The following is a 17237-nucleotide window of genomic DNA, read 5'->3' as shown; positions in this document are numbered from 1 at the left end:
AGAACCGTTTGTGTTTTAGCAAGTTAAACTCGCTTCAGGTGTGTTTTGAATAGCTAAGGTCAGCGCTCGTCGTTGGCTTTTTTGTATTCATTTCTTCAATAGAACACTGAGCATTGAAAAGGTTATTGGGTATCCATTAGTCAATAATCGATAAGGTTTTACTCTGCAAAGTCATCGGTTTGTCATTGAAATACACATAGCGTTAACGTTATGTGAGAACCAGTGCTGGTAAGGGAACTTTTCACCAAAACGCCAGTATTATTAGTGAACTGATCACAACGGACCAACTAATGAAAAAGATACCTTTGGCTCTAACTCTTCTAAGTACGTTACTTTTTTCACAATACACTTTGGCTACTGACACTTCACCCACCACTCAAAATCCCACTTACGAACTCGATGGTAAGTCGGTATTAGGTCGCACTGAGAACGTGTACCTATCTAATGTTCAAGGGCTAAAAGATATTCCTTTCATTGGTAAAATCGATACTGGTGCAGAAACCACCTCTATGCATGCAGAAGACATTCACGTGAAAAGCTCAAATGCCGACTACAAAAATCTTAAAGACAAAGAGTTGATGGCGGCGTTAACCGAAGATCTGCTGAACAATTCTGATGTTGATTACGATGATTGGGATGGCAGCACCTTTGCGAAATATGAAGCTGTGGTCTCTTTTAAGGTTCAAAACCCACGCACGGGAGGTATGGTATTAATCGAAGCACCTTTAGAGCGAGTCAGCATAATACGCAGCCGTACCAGCAGCACGCCTTTACTTCGTCCTACCGTAAAAATGTCACTCACCATTGCGGATCAAGAATTAAAAACAGACGTTAACCTTACCGACAGAAGCCATTTTTCAGCACCAGTGCTGATTGGCAAAACTTTTCTTGCTGATAACGCTTTAGTGTTTGCGGGCTATGACTACTTGCAAGAGCAGGAAAATGCGACAGTAGTAGGTCGAAAAGAGGTAGTGTCTATCTCGGGAATGGCGATGAATGCGACCTTCTCTTTAAAGAATCGTTACAGCATTTTGCATTCAAAAAATATTGATGTAGACAAGAAAAACAGCGAAGTCACGTTTGATATGGTCGACAACGACGGCAAGCAAAAAGAAATGACGCTGCCATTAGTTCGTATGTTGAGTGTGGGCGGTAAGAAGAGACCTTTAGTGTATGTGCCAGTTCAACTCGATGAGAACACGACTAAAGATGTTCTGGTGTACCTACGTGAGCGCTCGAGTAGTGAGTCGCAGTTGAGATTTGGTACCAGTACCGCCAGTGAACTCTTCATGATTGATACCAATGCAGAAAATATTCTTTCTAAAGGCTCAGAAAGTTTTAGTGATGTCGCTAAAAAGAGTGAACCTTTGGTTATTTCTCCAGAAGAGGACATCACCCTTGATGACTTCCCACTCAAGGCCGTTGCCTCTTTCACGGTCAACACGCCTTTGTTGAAGGTCGACAGTTTTGAAATGACAGGTAAAGGCAAAGATGCATTCGTTGTATTTTATCTTACGGATGTAAATGGTGAGAAGCAGAAGGTGACCAAGCCAATTATTAAGAAGCTTAAAGTCGGTGATGATACTCGTCCGGTAGTGAGTGGTGATTTTGCGGTCTCTGGTAAAGTTCGCCAACAAGAGTTTGCTATCGATGTGCTCAATACGAATGAGAAAGAAGCGTACTTTATTTTAGGTAAGAAGATGGCAAAAGACGGTGTGTACATAAACACTCGCTCTGACTATCTGTTGAAAGCTGAACCACTGTTTAAAGTAGGACACATCGAAGTGGTTGAAGTCAACGGCATGAAGTTCCCAGCCAAGTTGGATACTGGCGCGGATGTGAGCTCAATGAACGCAGTCAACATCAAACGATTTAAGAAAGATGGCCAAGACATGGTGAGTTTCACCTATCAAAACAACCAAGGCGATAAGCAAGATTTCACTAAGCCAGTGATTGATGTAATGCGCATTAAAGCTAAGAAAGGCGAGAAGGTGAACATTCGCCCAGTGGTCGAAATGAAGGTTAAGCTCGGAGACTTAGAGAAAGAGGTGAGAGTAAACCTTCAAGATCGCTCACGCTTTGAATACAGCATGATTCTAGGTAAGAACTTCTTAAAGCACGGCGCGGTAGTGAGTAGCGATGAAGATTATGTACTGGGTGATATGGAGTAACACCTAAACTTATCTAAGTTCGTATCAGAACAGTTCTAAACAGCCACACATTTCAGTATTGGGATGTGTGGTTTTTTATTGAGTGTCTGGTTTTATTGTTGGTGTGCTAATGGTAACTCATTGTTAGCAATGTGATTTGTCATATTGTGGCAAGTAAAATAAAGATAAAAAAAGGGCCAACTCTTTCGAGTTGGCCCTTTCCAAACGTTTGGTGGAGCTGGCGGGAGTTGAACCCGCGTCCAAAAATCATTCATCATTGGTACTACATGCTTAGTCGATCTTTAATTTCACCAGCAACCTGCGAACCGACACGCTAGTTAAAGGCTAACCTGAATTGTTATTCGCGCTTTTCCTCTCAGGTGGGAGAATCCGCGCTAGCTAGTTTGGGTTTGATCTCTTATTGGTCCCCGTCTTACGAGCGGAAGCTAGGGTAAGAGAGCTCTGAGCAGGTTATTAAGCTGCTAGTGCGTAGTTTTCGTCGTTTGCGACTATTTTTTTGCGGCTTTTAACGTGGCCAACCGCCCCACGGCATGCACCTCAGACTTCAAAATTCCTGTCGAATCCTAAATCAGCCCCAAGTGTTATTTGCATAGTACCAGAAAAGCATTGCCTGTCTAGCACTGTGCGTTTAAGTGCTTAAAATTAACGCAAATTACTCTTCATAATTCGTGCTTTATCTCTCGCCCAGTCTTTTTCTTTCATATCAGTACGTTTATCGTGCAGCTTTTTACCTTTCGCTACACCAACTTTAATCTTCGCCCAAGAGCGAGACCAGTAAAGTGCGGTTGCGACAAGTGTCATGCCTTCACGGTTAATACGACCGATAAGGTTATCGAGTTCTTTTCTCGACATTAGTAGTTTACGGATGCGTGTTGGGTTCGCCACGATATGAGTACTCGCTTGAGTTAGCGGAGTGATCGTCATACCACTGATGAATGCTTCGCCGTCTCGGATGTAGACGTAGCTTTCTGCGATATTGGTTTTGCCTTCACGTAGGGATTTTACTTCCCAGCCTTGTAGCTCAAGCCCCGCTTCTATCTCATCATCGATGAAATATTCGTGGCGAGCTTTCTTATTAAGCGCAATGGTATTGCTACCAGCTTTTGATTTTGATTTATTCTTTGCCATAATGGCCTCATTATACGGATTGCACCCTAGTTGGGGAATCCTTTTTATTTGCGCTCTGGCCCAATACAATTAAAATTGCAGTTTGTGTTAATGTAACGCTGTCTTTAACAGGAGTCTATATGCCAAAGGTTACTCGTTCAGCATTAGTGTCGTTTAGTGCCGACCAGATGTTCAGCTTGGTCAATGATGTTGCTCGTTATCACGAGTTTTTGCCAGGGTGTTCTGGTTCACGTGTGATCGAATCTTCAGATTCAACTATGGTAGCTTCGGTTGATGTCTCTAAAGCAGGTATCAGCAAAACATTTACCACATCGAACCGCTTAGCGGATGGCGCTGAGATCTTGATGGAGCTGGTGGACGGCCCGTTTAAAAAGCTACAGGGCGGTTGGTATTTTACTCCGCTCGATGAGCAAGCGTGTAAGGTTGAGCTTAAGTTAGAGTTTGAATTCTCTAGCCGAATGATTGAAATGGCATTTGGTAAGGTTTTCAATGAGCTGACGAGTAATATGGTCAGTGCTTTTACTCAACGCGCGAAACAGGTCTACTAAGCCATGACTATTGAATCGGATATGATCCACGTAGAGGTTGTGTTTGCACTTCCGCATGAACAGCGTGTGTTTACTTTAGTAGTAAACAAGCACGCGACCGTTGAAGAGATCATTGCGCAGTCTGGTGTTTTGGAACTGTATCCAGAAATCGACTTAGCGAAAAACAAGGTCGGCGTATTCAGCCGCAACGTTAAGCTAGATGCGACGGTTCGCGATAAAGATCGTATCGAAATCTACCGAGCACTATTGGCCGATCCAAAAGAGATTCGCCGTAAGCGTGCTGAACAAGCAAAAGCAGCAGCTAAATCGTAATGCTAAACAAGTTCGACTAAGAAGATAGCTCGCTATGTTGGCGAGCTTTTTTGTGCCTGTTGGTTAGACAACGCACTTAATTTGTTAGCGGATATTAAAAAGCCTGCTCGTGAGCAGGCTTTTGCGATTCATACTTTGTCGACTGATAGTTTTGTCGACAGATAGCTTTATTGGCTGAGATCTTTGTTGACTGGAAAGCTTTGTTGATTGAAAACTAGCGAAGGCTTTCGAAGAACTCATCACTGGCTTCAAAATCACCATTGATCGTGACTAGAGTGCCAGTGGCATCAAAGTTCACGACAAGGTTTTTCTGAATAGGGTCTTCATGGCCTTTTTGATGGTGGTAAATGTAGTACCAAGTATCTGGATAGCCGTTTTCGATAAGCATAGGTGAACCCATAACGTAACGAACTTGTGTTTTTGTCATGCCAAACTTGAGCTGGTCAACAGCTTCTTGCTCAACATAGTTACCCTGATTGATGTCAATTCGATAAACCAACTTCTCTAGTAGAGAGCAACCGGTCAACATTGTTAGTGCTAGTGGGACTGCAACTAACCACTTTTTAATTCGCATAGTCTGAGATCTTTCTTCGCTAAAATACTGCCTGATAATAAACAAGCTCCAGCAAGAAGTAAAAAGCTCCTTGCGCTTTGAGCTTGTTATGACTGGCAATTTTGAATTAAGTTGCAAAATTGCCAAGAATTTTCGGTAAATTATCAGAAAGTTGCCGAATATGTAACCTAAGCTGCGATTAATAACTCTTTTGCGTTGGCCAGTGTCGACTCGGTTATTTGGCTGCCACCAAGCAGTCGAGCAAGCTCTGAAACGCGTTGTTGTTCATCAAGCGTGTGCATTTGAGTCTCGGTTTTACCTGATTTCGTGTTCTTCGCAACAAACAGCTGTTGGTGACCGCAACCGGCAACTTGAGGCAAATGCGTCACACACATCACTTGCGTAGATTCGCCCAGTTTTCGAAGCATTTTTCCGACAACTGCAGCGGTTGGTCCACTGATACCCACATCGACTTCATCGAAAATCAGGCTTGGTGTATCCACTTTTTGCGCTGTGATCACCTGAATCGCTAGTGATATTCGTGATAACTCACCACCAGAGGCCACTTTAGCAATGGGCTGCATTGGTTGGCCAGGGTTGGTCGAAACAATGAAGGTCACGTTATCCATACCCAGTGGAGAAGGGTGTGTGTTGGTGTTGTTCACTTCAATGGCAAACTGTGCTTTTTCCATACTCAGTTCGTGCATGCTTTGCGTGATCAGCTTGTTAAGCTCTTTTGCGTAACGAGTTCGAGATTTATGAAGCTTCTCTGATTTAGCCACGAACGACTGGTATTGGTTTTCTACCTCGTTTGCTAATTCTTCCAACTTTTCATCTGAGCAATCCAGCGCTTCAACTTGTTGTAGCAAGTCTTGATGGTGCTTATAAAGCTCTTCTGGCAACACGTGGTGTTTACGAGACATCGACATCACTTTTGAAAAACGCTCTTCAACGTAAGCCATACGACCGGGATCGACATCAATACCATCTAGGTATGTTCTTAACTCGTTATTGGTCTCTTCAATCTGAATAATGGCTTCAGACAGTAAGCTCGGTAACTCAGCCAATCTTTCGTCTAGCTCAGCTAACTGAATTAAGGAGTTATTGGCCGATTGCAGAATACCAAGCGCATTAACTTCTTCGCCTTCATAAATAAGCTCGATAGCTTGTTGGCAGGTTGTGGCCAGTTCTCCGCTATTGGAGAGGCGCTTATGCTCTTGTTCGAGGTCTTCATATTCTTCCTCCCCAATAGACAGCTCATTTAACTCTTTGATTTGGTATTCAAGAAGTTGTTTCTGAGCTTGGTTTTGCTGGCTATTTTCACGTAACTCTTTTAAGTGGTTATCGGCTTGTCGCCAGGCTTGGTAAGCATTACGTGTCGATTTCAATAGGTTCAAGTGACCTGCGTATTGATCAAGCATGGCCATTTGGTAGTCGCTTTTCATCAATTGATGGTGCGCGTGTTGACCATGAATGTTGATCAGCAGTTGGCCTAGAGACTTTAATTGTGAAAGAGGGACAGGGCTGCCGTTGATGAATGCGCGAGAACGACCTTCTTTAGAGATAGTTCTGCGTAGGATGCATTCACCGCCATCAAGCAGTTCATTGTCTTCTAACCAGCGGGTAGCATGCAGATTGTTCTCAAGTAAAAAAGCGGCACTGACTTCGGTTTTTTCTTCACCTTGTCGAACCATTCCTGCATCAGATCTTCCACCAAGACACAAGCTTAAAGCGTCGATAGCGATAGATTTACCCGCACCCGTTTCTCCGGTGATTGTTGTCATGCCTTTAGAGAGTTCTAGCTGTAAAGACTTAACAATAGCGAAATTATTAACACTTAGATGAGCCAGCATTTTTATTTACCTGTATAACTGAACAATACTGTATATAAGCTCAGTATATACTGTTTCTTTATACAGTAAAGTCGACAGGTGAAAATTTTTTGTGACCGATCTCAGAATTGAGCGCGTCCGTAGATCACTGAAACCGCTATAGATTCCCAACTCAGTCGTTCCTCCCTCTTGGGAATGACGGTATAAGGAATTGAAGAGAAGCTAGAGCTGACGGGCTTTTTACTGGCAATAAAAAAGGCTGACGAATGTCGTCAGCCTTTCAAATTTTGGTTATTACTAAAGTCGCTTTTCTTTTAGAACAGCTTACTCGACCAGCCTAGTTTGTTACGTAGAACATGGTAGTAATTGTAGTCTTTAGGGTGGATCAGCTTGAGCACATTCGGGCTTTGGTAAATGTGGATCTCATCGCCAGGGGAAACCGGTAGTGAGATTTGACCATCGCAACTGACTTCCTGAGTTCCGCGGTTATCAGGCGATACGATCAGCTTGATACGACGTTTTCCATCCACTACCAGTGGGCGGCTTGAAAGGGTGTGCGGGAACATCGGTACTAATGAAATTGCATTTAAGCTTGATGACAGGATAGGGCCACCACCAGAAAGCGAATAGGCGGTTGAACCTGTCGGTGTTGAGACGATCAAGCCATCAGAACGCTGTGAGAAGGCGAAGCTGTCATCGATATACACTTCGAACTCGATCATATGTGCGACTTGACCGGGGTGAAGTACTGCTTCGTTGAGTGCGGCGTTGTGGCTTTTTATTTGGCCATGACGATGAATTTCAGTTTCAAGTAAGAAGCGCTCTTCTTCCATGAATTCACCCTTGAGTACATCAGTAAGCGCACTCTGGAAGTTTTCAGGATTAAGATCGGTAAGGAAACCTAGGTTACCTCGGTTTACGCCAATCACTGAAATATCGAAACGTGACAAGATTCTAGCGGCACCGAGCATATTTCCGTCACCACCCACCACAATGGCGAGATCGGCGCGTTTACCTAATTCAATTAGGCTAGAAAAATGTTCTTGTGGGATATCGTCTAAAATTGTAGCGAGTCTGTCATCCACAAACACTTGATAACCCTCAGTACTTAACCACTGATAGAGCTCTCTATGAGTCTGAATTGCTTGCTGATCTCGAGGTTTACCAATAATGGCGATGACTTCAAATGGCTTTTTCATAACGTTTCCAAACGAATTAGGCTTGAATCAAAATTCTTCATCCCCATAATAAAGGCAAGTTGAACGTCTATGCGAGTGTTTTATATCAATTTGGGGTGCAAACACACCTGTCACTTGCATTGAAAACGAATTCTGGAGAGATCATGAGCAACGAAGAAAACAAAGTAACGGAAGAAGAGCTAGATCAAATCATTGCTGAAGCTGAGAAAGTTGAAGAAGCTGAGCTAAATGAAGAGTCTGTTGATGAGCAAGAAGCAAAAATCGCTCAACTAGAAGCTGCACTACTTTCTAGCGAATCTAAAGTGAAAGAGCAGCAAGATTCTGTTCTTCGCGCAAAAGCTGAAGTTGAAAACATGCGTCGCCGTAGCGAGCAAGAAATTGATAAGGCGCGTAAATTCGCTTTGAACAAGTTTGCTGAAGGTCTACTTCCTGTCATCGACAACCTAGAGCGTGCAATGCAAGCGGCAGATGCTGAAAACGAAGTGGTTAAGCCACTGTTTGAAGGTGTTGAGCTAACGCACAAAACGTTCGTAGACACAGTTGCTAAGTTTGGTCTTAAAGAGATCAACCCTGAAGGTGAAGTGTTCAATCCTGAATTCCACCAAGCGATGTCTATCCAAGAAAGTCCAGATCACGAATCAAACACGGTTATGTTCGTAATGCAAAAAGGTTACGAGTTAAACGGTCGTGTGGTTCGCCCTGCGATGGTTATGGTTGCTAAGTAATGACGTGTTGCGCTGCCAAGTGATTGAGTCGCGCATTGACTGAGTAAGTCGCGGCGACAAAATAAATCACTGGTTTACGTAAAATGAAAAGAGAGGCATATGCCTCTCTTTTTTTGTGCCTATAACTTGAGAACCCACGTAAATAGTCATCAAAACCGCATTAAGAATGTTGTTCTTTTTATATTACCCAGAACAATGATTTAGAGTTTTATATTATGAAACTGGTTGTTAATGAAGAAATGTTTTGATGTCACACTTGTAATGTTTTTGTAAATAAATGCTTTTAATTGTTATCTTTGTATGTAAAATCCACTGCGATATAGCGATTTGACTCGCATATATAACTATAAAAGTACAAATTTCAAACACAACAAACTGGAGAAGAACGATGGACAAATCGCTCTCAAGTAAGATTTTTGTAGGCTTGTTTGCCGGCCTACTTATTGGTACTGCTATTCAGTACCTATTCAACGGTATTGCAGTATTTGATACTTACCTGCTAGGTCTAGCAGAAGGTGTCGGTGGTATGTTTGTCTCTTTGATCAAACTATTGGTTGTTCCACTGGTATACGTATCTATCGTTTGCGGAATTGTTGAATTGAAAGACATCCGTTCTTTCGGTCGCCTAGGTGGTAAAACTTTTGCTCTTTACATTATCAACACCATCATCGCGATTTCTGCAGCCCTAACTGTTGGCCTTATTTTCCAACCGGGTGCTGGCGCAGATTTAGCTGGAACTATCTCTGAGACAGTTCAACTAACAACAACTGAAACTCCAGATATCTTCTCTCTTGTTGTGAACATCGTTCCTAGCAACCCAGTTCAGGCGTTTGCAAGCGGTGACATGTTACAGATCATCTTCATGGCGATTTTGACTGGTCTTGCTATTCAAGCGCTTGATTCACGTGGCGGTCCAGCGATCAAAACGTTCAAGATGGCTAACGAAATTATGATGAAGCTTATCGGCCTAGTAATGAGCTTGGCGCCATTTGGTGTATTCGCTCTGATGATTCAACTAGGTGCGACACTGAACGCTGAGACACTTATGTCTGTAGCGGGCTACGTAGCGCTTGTTGTTGCGATGCTAGTGTTCTGGATTTTCTTCTTCTACCCAATGATGGTTGGTATCGCGACAGGTATTACGCCTAAGCAATTCCTACGTGCAACTCGTGAGCAAATCCTTTTCTCACTATCGACGGCAAGTTCGAACGCGACTATCCCAGTAACAATGCGCACTCTAACTGAAAAGCTTGGTGTATCAAGATCTGTGGCAGGCTTCGGTGTACCGCTAGGCGCTACAATGAACATGTCAGGTGTCTCTATCTACATCGCACTAGCGACAATGTTCGTAGCAAACGCATTCGGTCAGCCAATCAATACTGCTGACATCTTTACTCTAGGTCTAACTATCTTGCTACTGTCTATCGGTGCTGGTGGTGTTCCTGGTGGCGGTGTTGTTATGGTCGGTGTTCTATTACACCAACTAGGTTTGCCACCAGAAGGTCTAGCGATTGTTGCTGCTGTTGACCGTATCTGTGACATGTTCTGTACTTCTTCTAACGTTGTTGGTGATACTGCGGTTAACACTATCGTTGCTAAGTCTGAAGGCGCAATCGGCGTTGAAAAGAACGAAGAAACTGAACTACAGAAAGCAGAAGCTTAATACCTAATTAAGATTCGATAATTAGAAGCCCCGCTCAATGAGAGCGGGGCTTTTTTGTTTCTGCTGAGAAGTGCTTTGAGTTATCTGATTACTTGGTCTAAAAATCGTTGGTTGGTACTAAGTCTCATTTTTTCTTTTTACTCGTGCCGAATTAGCCATCAGTTTTCAATCTTTAATATAGATCACATATAATAATACAATATTATTTTATTGTTCTGGCAACCTACATTATGACGACATAAAGGAAACCCAATAATGAAGCTGTCTTACCTTAGCCTACTGACTGCCAGCCTTTTAGCCGCTCCCGTTCTTGCTTCTAATCACGATATTGGTCAACAGTTCAATCTTGACCCTGCAAAAGCGCCTGCACAAAACTTTGATTTATCTAAATGGAAAATTAACTTACCTGAGTTAACGACCGAAGGATCTAGAAAAGGCAAAACGCTAGAGATAGGCAAGAAGGAACTATCGAATGTAGACACGCCTTACGTTCACCCTAAATGGTTCTACACTGATGCCGAATCTGGGGCGATGGTATTTGTGGCTCCGAATACGGCACCAACGACACCAAACAGTAAGAACACTCGTAGTGAGCTAAGAGCAATGCTAGCGGATAGTTACTCAGCTCCGAGTAACAACTTTGCTATTTCGAGCCATAAGAATGCAGAAGAGTTTGGCTCTATTGGCGGCCAAATGACGGCGACGCTTTCTGTCGACCAGGTGAGTACCAGTGGTAACTACAATAAAACAGGCGCATTTTCAGTCGTCATCGGGCAAATTCACGGCTCGGACAATGAACCTCTTAAAATTGTTTACCGTAAACTACCAGAGCATGAGCATGGTTCATTAACATGGAACTACGAGCTCAACCCGCCGAAAGAATTGAAAAACGCGAAAGATGAAAATGGAAAGAAACTTCGTAAAGACATTCGCCATGATGTATTTGGTCAATACAATTTGAAAAAGGGCAGTTCTGACCCTAGCGATGGCATTAAGTTAGGTGAGGTTTTTTCATATGATGTAAATATTAAAGATAACATCATGCACTTGACGTTTACTAAGAATCCAAACTCGTCGGATCCAATTGTGAAGACATATGATGTTGATCTGGCGAAAGGTAAATATCAAGGACACGACGTTGATCTTGGCTATGGTCAAGATTGGATGTACTTCAAAGCGGGTGCATACAATCAATGTAACACTAAGAAGTCGAGTTCGGCATGTGAGTGGCGTGGTATGGAAGCGGGTGACTACACACAAGCGAGCTTCTACCAGTTAATTCTCAATCAATAATATTGCGAATTCATAACTAACTGAACAAGCGTTATTTGAAAAAGACCTTCCTAGTGAATAATGCCGTTCGGATAAGCATTACTGCTTGAATCTGAACGGATATTTGGCTGGGACAAAGAGGACTGAACGTGGAAACGTTCGGTCCTTTCTTTTATCTGGAAGAATGAAGTGACTCAAACTTTCTCTCATCCTTTTCAGTTTTACAGGTAAAGTTCCGTCTGGACTTAAAGCTAACCAACGTAATTGCGCATCAATAAGGTTAATTGCGGCGGTAAAACTGACCCTAGTCGCTCGAACCCCGGCTTCTGAAGCTATCTTAACCATCTCTAATCGCACTAAGTTATAGGCAAGTAATACGCCCCAAAGCTCTTGCTTCACACCGGCAGAAAAACGACTTCGTAAAGTGACGTGACTTTGAAGTTGAGTCTGTTTAATTTCACCATAACCCTCTTCAATCTCCCAGCGTTGCCAATAAATACGCAGCAGGCTTTCTAGCGAGTATTTGCTAGGGTCTGTAAGTGAAGTAATAAAACCTTTTATCTCACCTTTTGGCTCTTGATATAGGACTAATCTGGCTTCCCAACGTGCGGGTAGATTCGGATTCTGCCGTTGAGCTTGAGGAGAGATAGGCATTGAGATAAGCATGTCGTTCTCCGCATATTTCTCCAACACTTCATAGCGTAGTTTACGTTTTGCAGGCATTAACCAGTGGGCATTTTCAGCACTCTCTTGCCAGGACAGTAAAAGGTCTGCCGAGAAATAACAACGATCAAATAAGGTCAATGAGTGTGCGGGGATGTCATTGAATAGGCGCTTAGCTAAGGTCGTTTCACCGACATGACAACCATCAAAAGCCGCCCCCATAATCATTCGAGTTTCTGTTGACATCAAAGCGACTAAACGAAGTTGAGGGTAAGGTTTCAATTTTTTGGAGATGAACCCAAATTCTTCAGCGTTCTCTGGGGAATCTTGGCACCGAAATGTTGTTCCATCGACAGCAAGAACATTAAGTTCTAAGTCTTTGTCTTGTTGAAGGATATCTCCGTTCCAAGCCTTTACCGTTGTGTGAAACAGAGCCGCTAACGGACTCTCATCTAGACGTCGGCGTGAATCAGTTAGGACACTGGGTGCAACACGAGACCAGCTATCTTCAGGTTTAGGCTGAAGTGCAATGTCTAATGAACTGCATACCTCTTTGATAGACATGTTGCGTTGCAGCCCCATCCAAATAACTAACCAGACAGCTTGCTGAGCGGGAAGTCGGCGTCGTCTTATGCTCGCTTTATTGGTTTCAAGAAGAGCTTGTTCTATCCACTCAATCTGAATGGCGTCGACGACAGATTCATAATTGTCGGCATCTTCAATGGTCTCGTGTGCCATTGCTAATTCTTGTTCAAGCATAAAAAATCCCCATCAACGTTGTTGATGGGGATTATCTGCTAACTGCAAGATCGTTCAAGTCTTCTTAAACGATCGGCATTATTCCTAGTGAAGGTCTTTTTTTATGTGAAATAGAATAGGGCGACTATTTTATTGCTGAAGGTGAACGCATGAATGTGTCAACTTTGGCGCCTTAAACCGTAAGGGATGAGCTACTTTTTCTTCTTAAGCAGAAAGATAGGGAAAAAATCAGATTTTTTTTTACTTTTTCCCTTGAAAACCAGTTTGCAGCCCTTATCTATGGTGCATACGAAAGCAAATTACATTTGCACTTTAATTTTGTGTATTAGGGTTGATTCCCTGATTACCACCCCCACATATGTGGGTATAGCAAAAAACTAAATAATATATATTCGGAGATGGCCTGATGGGTAAAATCATTGGTATTGATTTAGGTACTACTAACTCTTGTGTTGCTGTTCTTGACGGCGACAAACCACGCGTACTAGAGAATGCTGAAGGCGAACGCACAACAGCATCGGTAATCGCATACACTGAAGGCGAGACGCTAGTTGGTCAACCTGCAAAACGTCAAGCTGTTACTAACCCTCAAAACACACTGTTCGCTATTAAGCGTCTAATCGGTCGTCGTTTTGAAGATGAAGAAGTTCAACGCGATATCGAAATCATGCCTTTCAACATTGTTAAGGCTGACAACGGTGATGCATGGGTTGAAGCGCAAGGCCAAAAAATGGCTGCTCCTCAAGTATCTGCTGAAGTTCTTAAGAAAATGAAGAAAACAGCTGAAGACTTCCTAGGTGAAGAAGTAACTGGTGCAGTTGTAACTGTTCCTGCTTACTTCAACGATGCTCAACGTCAAGCAACGAAAGATGCTGGTCGTATCGCTGGTCTAGATGTTAAACGTATTATCAACGAACCTACTGCTGCTGCTCTGGCTTACGGCCTAGACAAGCAAGGTGGTGATCGCACTATCGCTGTATACGACCTTGGTGGTGGTACATTCGATATCTCTATCATCGAAATCGATGAAGTAGAAGGCGAGAAGACTTTCGAAGTTCTTTCAACTAACGGTGATACTCACCTTGGTGGTGAAGATTTCGATAACCGCATGATCAACTACCTAGTAGATGAGTTCAAGAAAGAGCAAGGTATCAACCTTAAATCTGATCCACTAGCAATGCAGCGTGTTAAAGAAGCAGCAGAAAAAGCAAAAATCGAGCTTTCTTCTACTACTCAAACTGACGTAAACCTACCTTACGTTACTGCTGATGCAACTGGTCCTAAGCACATGAACATCAAAGTGACTCGTGCGAAGCTTGAGTCTCTAGTTGAAGACTTAGTTCAACGTTCTCTAGAGCCACTAAAAGTAGCTCTAGCAGATGCTGACCTATCTGTAGGCGAAATCACTGACGTTATCCTAGTTGGTGGTCAGACTCGTATGCCTATGGTTCAAGCTAAAGTAACTGAATTCTTCGGTAAAGAGCCACGTAAAGACGTGAACCCTGACGAAGCTGTTGCAATGGGTGCTGCTGTTCAAGGTGGTGTACTAGCTGGTGAAGTTAAAGACGTTCTTCTTCTAGACGTTACTCCTCTATCTTTCGGTATCGAAACGATGGGCGGCGTAATGACTAAGCTTATCGAGAAAAACACAACTATCCCTACTAAAGCGGATCAAGTGTTCTCTACAGCTGAAGACAACCAAAGCGCAGTAACTATCCACGTTCTTCAAGGTGAGCGTAAGCAAGCGACTTACAACAAGTCTCTTGGTCAGTTCAACCTAGAAGGTATCCAACCAGCACCACGTGGCATGCCACAAGTTGAAGTAACATTCGACCTAGATGCTGATGGTATCCTGAACGTATCTGCTAAAGATAAAGCGACAGGTAAAGAGCAGAAGATCACTATCCAAGCATCAGGCGGTTTGTCTGAGGAAGAGATCGAAGCAATGGTTCAAGAAGCTGAAGCTAACAAAGAAGCTGACAAGAAGTTCGAAGAGCTAGTAACTGCACGTAACCAAGCTGACCAAATGATTCACGGCACTAAGAAGCAAGTAGAAGAAGCTGGTGAAGCTCTACCTGCAGACGAGAAAGCTAAAATCGAAGCAGCTATCGAAGCTCTAGAATCAGTTAAGTCTGGTGACGACAAAGAAGCTATCGACGCTAAAGTTCAAGAACTTATGCAAGCAGCTCAAAAGCTAATGGAAATTGCTCAACAGAAAGCTCAAGCTGAACAAGCTGGTGCTGACGCTGGTGAACAACCTAAGCAAGACGACGATGTGGTAGACGCAGAGTTTGAAGAAGTTAAAGACGATAAAAAATAATTTCGTCGCAGAGTAGCCTGATTTCGTTGTCGGAAGTGCTCACCTACTAGCGTAGGCTCCGCGCTTCCTCCTAGAACTCAAGCTATCTGCTTAGAAATTCATTGTCTCAAAGACTTATTAATACGGGCGTCAGAGGTAACTCTCACGCCCGTAAATTTGTATTTAGACTTGTCTATCTAGATAATAGCTTTATTCGGTATTTCAGCCGACAGAACTTTTATCTAGATTGATACACAGACTACTGAAGTGATCATTCGGTAGTAGCAATTATTTTGGTGACCTAGAACATGTCAAAACGTGATTTTTACGAAGTATTAGGCGTAAGCCGCGATGCATCAGAGCGCGATATTAAAAAAGCGTACAAACGCTTAGCGATGAAGTTTCACCCGGATCGTAACCAAGGTGACGATACTGCGCCAGAGAAGTTTAAAGAAGTAAAAGTAGCGTACGAGATCCTGACCGATCCACAAAAGAAAGCAGCTTATGACCAATACGGTCATGCCGCTTTTGAACAAGGCGGTATGGGCGGCGGCGGCGGTTTCGGCGGCGGTGGTCAAGGTGATTTCGGCGATATTTTCGGTGACGTATTTGGCGATATCTTCGGCGGCGGTCGTCGTGGTGGTGGTCAAGCGCGTGCACAACGTGGTTCAGATTTACGTTACAACATGGAGCTTTCTCTAGAAGAAGCGGTTCGTGGTGTTTCTAAAGAAATCGAAGTACCAACACTTGTTGAGTGTGATATTTGTGATGGTAGCGGCGCGAAAGCGGGTTCTTCTGCACAAACGTGTGGCACTTGTCATGGCCACGGCCAAGTACAAATGCGCCAAGGTTTCTTTGCGGTTCAACAGACTTGTCCTACTTGTAATGGTAAAGGCAAGATCATCAAAGACCCATGTAACTCATGTCATGGTCAAGGTCGCAAACAGAAGACGAAAACGCTTAACGTTAAGATCCCTGCAGGTGTTGATACTGGTGATCGCATTCGTCTATCTGGCGAAGGCGAAGCAGGAGAGCACGGCGCTCCAGCTGGCGACTTGTACGTACAAGTTCACGTAAAAGAGCACAATATCTTTGAGCGTGACGGCAACAACCTTTACTGCGAAGTGCCAGTAAGCTTCTCTATGGCTGCTTTAGGTGGTGAAGTTGAAGTTCCAACACTCGATGGCCGTGTAAACCTTAAAGTGCCAGAAGAAACACAAACGGGCCGTATGTTCCGTATGCGTGGCAAAGGCGTGAAAGGCGTTCGTGGCGGCGGTGTGGGTGACCTAATCGTTAAACTAGTGGTTGAAACTCCGGTTAAGCTAAGCTCTCGTCAAAAAGAACTACTACGTGAATTTGAAGAAACATGTTGTGGTGAAGCTGCAAGCAAGCATAAGCCAAAATCTGAAGGTTTCTTCAGCGGCGTGAAAAACTTCTTTGATGACCTAACTAAGTAATCAGTTCAGTGATTTGGTAGCTTAAGTTACTAATAAAAATAAAACCTGCTCATGTAGCAGGTTTTTTTGTGTCTGAAGATAGTGTTTTCAAAGTGATGTTAAACCTTTGGCTTCAGATTTTACGGGGCTCCTGATTTCTACATTACTTCCAACACGCTTGAGGCTCTGAAACACCTGAGTGATGTAACTCCAGAATATCAGTCGGTGAGCCTAAGCAGTCATCATTTGTCTGTGGTGCGTGTGGCTCTGCTTGAATGGAGTATGAGGTACTGCTAGCCGAAATTGTTAGTGTGTACCTGCTTGTATCGGTATCGCAAAACGAGCACGTCCCTCCAGAAACTATGTTTCCAGCAGCCGTGGCATAATTTCCGGCGTAAGCACTCTCAAGTTCAAGTTGAATTTTTGCCATATCTCCTATCGCTGTCATCCGATGCGATTTTAAAACATGGCTTGTGTAGCTTGGATAAGCTATTGCACTGAGTACTCCTACAATGGCAACAGCGATCAATAATTCGATCAGTGTCATTCCTTTCATACTTAAATTGTTGTTGTTACATCTTTTTATTCGAATCTTCACGAGTAGTTTCCTTTCATAACCCTGTCCATTTTTCTCGGGTGGTAGCATCGGTGCAAGATTAAATATGCTTACGCACCTG

General features: G+C 43.3%; 14 protein-coding genes and 1 other RNA gene. 8 read left to right on the top strand and 7 right to left on the bottom strand.

Annotated features, from left to right (window positions below; translation table 11 throughout):
* Positions 1 to 290 precede the first annotated feature (290 nt).
* Positions 291 to 2171 carry an ATP-dependent zinc protease family protein gene (locus tag K08M4_RS11745; protein ID WP_086049980.1) on the top strand — a complete coding sequence of 627 codons (1881 nt, stop codon included), beginning with the start codon at positions 291 to 293 and terminating at the stop codon, positions 2169 to 2171.
* 209 nt (positions 2172 to 2380) lie between these two features.
* Here K08M4_RS11745 and ssrA read toward each other — a convergent pair.
* Positions 2381 to 2747: a transfer-messenger RNA gene (ssrA, locus tag K08M4_RS11740) on the bottom strand.
* Between the two features lie 66 nt (positions 2748 to 2813).
* Entirely contained in the window at positions 2814 to 3299 is a 486-nt protein-coding gene (gene smpB / locus K08M4_RS11735; protein ID WP_004735156.1) for an SsrA-binding protein SmpB, read from the bottom strand.
* Between the two features lie 119 nt (positions 3300 to 3418).
* Between smpB and K08M4_RS11730 the strand changes: the two genes are divergently transcribed.
* Both K08M4_RS11730 and K08M4_RS11725 read left to right on the top strand, forming a co-directional pair.
* Positions 3419 to 3847, top strand: a complete 429-nt coding sequence (locus K08M4_RS11730) for an SRPBCC family protein (RefSeq protein WP_004735157.1) — start codon at positions 3419 to 3421, stop codon at positions 3845 to 3847.
* A 3-nt stretch (positions 3848 to 3850) separates the two neighbouring features.
* Complete coding sequence (locus tag K08M4_RS11725; RefSeq protein WP_086049979.1) at positions 3851 to 4159, top strand: RnfH family protein; 309 nt, start codon at positions 3851 to 3853, stop codon at positions 4157 to 4159.
* A gap of 214 nt (positions 4160 to 4373) precedes the next feature.
* On the opposite strand, the gene bamE is transcribed toward K08M4_RS11725, so the two are convergent.
* From bamE to nadK, 3 genes are all read right to left on the bottom strand, one after another.
* On the bottom strand, positions 4374 to 4733 hold the full coding sequence (gene bamE / locus K08M4_RS11720) for an outer membrane protein assembly factor BamE (RefSeq protein ID WP_004735159.1): 360 nt from the start codon (positions 4731 to 4733) through the stop codon (positions 4374 to 4376).
* Between the two features lie 167 nt (positions 4734 to 4900).
* Positions 4901 to 6565 carry a DNA repair protein RecN gene (gene recN, locus K08M4_RS11715; RefSeq protein WP_086049978.1) on the bottom strand — a complete coding sequence of 555 codons (1665 nt, stop codon included), beginning with the start codon at positions 6563 to 6565 and terminating at the stop codon, positions 4901 to 4903.
* A gap of 293 nt (positions 6566 to 6858) precedes the next feature.
* Positions 6859 to 7743: an NAD(+) kinase gene (gene nadK / locus K08M4_RS11710; RefSeq protein WP_009848328.1), complete on the bottom strand. Its 885-nt coding sequence runs from the start codon at positions 7741 to 7743 to the stop codon at positions 6859 to 6861.
* Between the two features lie 143 nt (positions 7744 to 7886).
* On the opposite strand from nadK, the gene grpE reads away from it, so the two are divergent.
* From grpE to K08M4_RS11695, 3 genes are all read left to right on the top strand, one after another.
* The gene (gene grpE / locus K08M4_RS11705; protein WP_009848329.1) at positions 7887 to 8468 is read left to right on the top strand and encodes a nucleotide exchange factor GrpE; all 582 of its coding nucleotides are present in this window, start codon (positions 7887 to 7889) and stop codon (positions 8466 to 8468) included.
* A gap of 388 nt (positions 8469 to 8856) precedes the next feature.
* Complete coding sequence (locus K08M4_RS11700) at positions 8857 to 10131, top strand: dicarboxylate/amino acid:cation symporter (protein WP_086049977.1); 1275 nt, start codon at positions 8857 to 8859, stop codon at positions 10129 to 10131.
* 255 nt (positions 10132 to 10386) lie between these two features.
* Positions 10387 to 11424 (top strand): polysaccharide lyase family 7 protein, encoded by a 1038-nt coding sequence (locus tag K08M4_RS11695; RefSeq protein ID WP_086049976.1) that lies wholly within the window; start codon positions 10387 to 10389, stop codon positions 11422 to 11424.
* 78 nt (positions 11425 to 11502) lie between these two features.
* Here the strand turns inward: K08M4_RS11695 and K08M4_RS11690 are convergent, their stop codons facing one another.
* Positions 11503 to 12825 (bottom strand): IS4-like element ISVbsp1 family transposase, encoded by a 1323-nt coding sequence (locus K08M4_RS11690; RefSeq protein WP_086049053.1) that lies wholly within the window; start codon positions 12823 to 12825, stop codon positions 11503 to 11505.
* Between the two features lie 406 nt (positions 12826 to 13231).
* Between K08M4_RS11690 and dnaK the strand changes: the two genes are divergently transcribed.
* Together dnaK and dnaJ are read left to right on the top strand one after the other, a co-directional pair.
* On the top strand, positions 13232 to 15145 hold the full coding sequence (gene dnaK, locus K08M4_RS11685) for a molecular chaperone DnaK (RefSeq protein WP_086049975.1): 1914 nt from the start codon (positions 13232 to 13234) through the stop codon (positions 15143 to 15145).
* Positions 15146 to 15432: 287 nt separating this feature from the next.
* Positions 15433 to 16581, top strand: coding sequence for a molecular chaperone DnaJ (gene dnaJ / locus K08M4_RS11680; RefSeq protein ID WP_086049974.1), 1149 nt, complete (start codon positions 15433 to 15435; stop codon positions 16579 to 16581).
* A gap of 142 nt (positions 16582 to 16723) precedes the next feature.
* Here dnaJ and K08M4_RS11675 read toward each other — a convergent pair whose 3' ends face one another.
* On the bottom strand, positions 16724 to 17206 hold the full coding sequence (locus tag K08M4_RS11675) for a type IV pilin protein (RefSeq protein WP_086049973.1): 483 nt from the start codon (positions 17204 to 17206) through the stop codon (positions 16724 to 16726).
* Positions 17207 to 17237: the final 31 nt, after the last annotated feature.

The sequence above is a fragment of the Vibrio syngnathi genome (assembly GCF_002119525.1).
Lineage (GTDB): Bacteria > Pseudomonadota > Gammaproteobacteria > Enterobacterales > Vibrionaceae > Vibrio > Vibrio syngnathi.
The sequence above is the reverse complement of the archived record's forward strand: the minus strand, read 5'-3'. Positions and strand labels throughout refer to the sequence as shown.